The sequence below is a fragment of the Streptomyces sp. NPDC050388 genome (assembly GCF_040655635.1).
In the GTDB taxonomy this organism is placed as follows: Bacteria; Actinomycetota; Actinomycetes; order Streptomycetales; family Streptomycetaceae; genus Streptomyces.
Genome location: NZ_JBFAKH010000226.1, coordinates 1 through 3,050, shown reverse-complemented (window position 1 = coordinate 3,050; position 3,050 = coordinate 1). Strand labels below are relative to the sequence as shown.

At 73.8% G+C, this 3,050-nt stretch carries 1 protein-coding gene; it reads left to right on the top strand.

Annotation, left to right across the window (positions count from 1 at the left end):
• A partial coding sequence (locus AB0I73_RS40905; protein WP_363045455.1) for a type I polyketide synthase occupies nt 1-2,907 on the top strand: 2,907 nt, incomplete at its 5' end.
• Nucleotides 2,908-3,050: the final 143 nt, after the last annotated feature.

The window sequence follows — 3,050 nt, the reverse complement described above, 5'->3', positions numbered from 1 at the left end:
GCCGAGCTCCACGCCCACGGCACCCGCGTGGACTGGACCGCCTTCTACGCCGGCACCGGCGCCCGCCGCACCGACCTGCCCACCTACCCCTTCCAACACCAGCACTACTGGCTGGAGTCCTCGCCCGGCGCGGCCAAGGACCCAAGGAGCCTCGGACTGGAGCCCGCCGAGCATCCGTTGCTCGGGGCCAGGGCAGAGGTGGCCGGTTCCGACGTGGCTCTCTTCACGGGCCGTCTGTCAGCGACTTCGCACGCGTGGCTCGCCGACCACGTCGTCATGGGCACCCGGCTGGTGCCGGGCACGGCCCTGGTCGACTGGGTGTTGCACGCAGGCGGACGCGTCGGCACGCCCGTACTGGAGGAACTCACGCTGCGCGCGCCGCTCGTGCTGCCCGGGCAGGGGGCGACGTCCTTGCAGATCGCCGTCGAGCCTTCCAGCGCGGACGGGCGGCGGGTCGTACGGGTCCACTCCCGGCTGTCCGGTGAGAACGACGGCACATGGGTGCTGCACGCCACGGGCGTTCTGGCGGACGCGCCCCCGTCGGACGCCGAGTCCCTGGAGGCCTGGCCTCCGACCGGTGCCGCCGAGGTCGAGGTCGAGGCGATGTACGCCGAACTGGCCGGGCTGGGCCTGGAGTACGGGCCGGCGTTCCGGGGGCTGCGGGCCGTGTGGCGGCGCGGTGACGAGGTGTTCGCCGAAGTCGCCCTGCCGGACGCGCAGGCCGGTGACGTCGACGGTTACGGCGTGCATCCGGCGCTCATGGACGCGGCCCTGCACCCCGTCGGCCTCGGCCTGGGCCTCGGTGCCCTGACGGGGCAGGAGCCGGTGACCGGGCTGCCGTTCGCGTGGGGCGATGTGCGGCTGCACGCGGTGGGCGCCCGGCGACTCCGTGTGCGGATCGCGCCCGCCGACCCCGATGGCTCGGGCGTGTCCGTGGTGCTCGCGGACGGTACGGGCGCACCGGTGGCCTCGGTGGGATCGCTGACGCTGCGTCCGGTGACGCGGGAGCAACTGGCGGAGGCGGGGCACGGCGGGTCGGCCGACGACGCCCTGTTCCGGGTCGACTGGGTGCCACTGGGCGAGCTGTCGGCCGCCGAGGGTGACGGGGTGGAGATGCTGGCCGTTCCGGCCGCCGCCGCGGGTACGAACGAGGTGGCCGACGTCCACCACCGGGTGACCCACATCCTGGAGCGGTTGCAGGCCTGGCTGAGCGAGGAACGCCCCGAGGGACAGCGGCTGGTCGTGGTCACCCGTGGTGCGGTCGCCACGGACGGCGGTGATGCTCCGGACCTGGGCGCAGCCGCCGTGTGGGGGCTCGTACGGTCCGCGCAGTCGGAACACCCTGGTCGTGTCGTCCTGGTCGACACCGACGGTTCCGTGGAGAACGTGGCCGCCCTGGCGCAGCTGGACGAGCCGCAGCTCGCCGTACGCGACGGAGTGCCGCACGCCGCCCGCCTGGTACGGGTCGACAGGGCGGAGGACGCGCCGGCGGGATGTTCGGACGTCGACGGCACGGTCCTGGTGACCGGGGCCTCGGGAACCCTGGGCGGACTCGTGGCACGGCACCTGGTCACGGAATGGGGAGTGCGGGACCTCCTCCTCGTCAGCCGTCGCGGCGCCCAGGCGCCCGGTACGGCCGAACTCGTCGCCGAGCTGCGGGAGGAGGGCACGTCGGTGCGCGTCGAGGCGTGCGACGTCGCGGACCGCGCCGCCCTGTCCTCGCTCGTCGCGTCGGTCTCCTCCGGCGGCCGGCTCGCCGGGGTGGTGCACACCGCCGGTGTCCTGGACGACGGCGTGCTCGGGTCGCTGACCGCGGAGCGCGTCGCGAAGGTGCTCCGACCGAAGGTGGACGCCGCCTGGCACCTGCACGAACTGACGGCAGACCTCGACCTCGCCTTCTTCGTGATGTTCTCGTCGGTCGCCGGTGTGATCGGCGCTCCCGGACAGGCCAACTACGCGGCGGCGAACGCCTATGTGGACGCACTGGCCCGACACCGCAGGTCACGTGGGCTGCCCGCCGTGGCCCTCGCGTGGGGGCCCTGGGCGGAGAGCGGCATGCTGGGGAGCCTGAGCGAGGCGGATGTGCAACGGCTGCGGCGTTCCGGGATGGAGCCGATGCCGTCCGCCCGTGGCCTCGAGCTGTTCGACGCGGCCGTGGCCTCCGGGCCGGCCGCGCTGGTGCCCGTCGTGCTCAACCTGCCCGCCTGGCGGCGGAACGCGGCGGAGACCGGCACCGTCCCGCACCTGATGCGGCACTTGGTACGGGCCGTACCGCGGCGAGCGGCCGCGGGCGATGGCGGCGGTGTGGCGGCGACACGGACCCTGTGGGACCGGCTCGCCGACGTCGCTCCGGACAAGCGCCACGCCGCGGTGCTCGATGTGGTCGTGAGCGAGGTGGCGTCGGTGCTCGGCCACGCCGTCGGGCACCGGGTCGGAGCACGGCAGGCCTTCAGTGAAATGGGCTTCGACTCCCTGACCGCGGTCGAACTACGCAACCGCCTCAACGCGGTGACGGGGCTCCGTCTGCCCCCGACCCTGGTCTTCAACCACCCGACCCCCGACGAACTGGCCGCCCACGTCCTCGACCTCATGGTGCCTGCCGCCTCCTCCTCGGGAGACAGTGCGGACCTGGACGCGGAGTTGCGCAGGCTCGAGGAGGTCCTCGAGGCGCTGACACCGGAACGGGTGAGGGCCGCGGCCCCGGACAAGGAGGCCATGGAGGCCATGACGGGGCGGCTGCAGGGCCTGCTGTCGCGGTGGCACGAGGCCCGGGTGGAGGCGACGGGCTCCGAGGACGGTTTCGACCCGTCCGACGAGGGTGCCGAGACCGATCTGCGCGAGGAGCTCGACTCCGCGTCCGACGACGAGCTGTTCGCGTTCATCGACCAGCGCTTCAGCTCGGCCTGACCGTCCGGCAGGCGTTTCGCTGCGGAGCGTGCACGCGGCTGTGCGTGCACGCTCCTGGCCCCGTCGTCCAGGCCATGCTGCTGCTCACCCGTCACCACGGCACCGGCCCGCTCGCCTCCCGGCTGGCGTGCACCAGGTCCGCC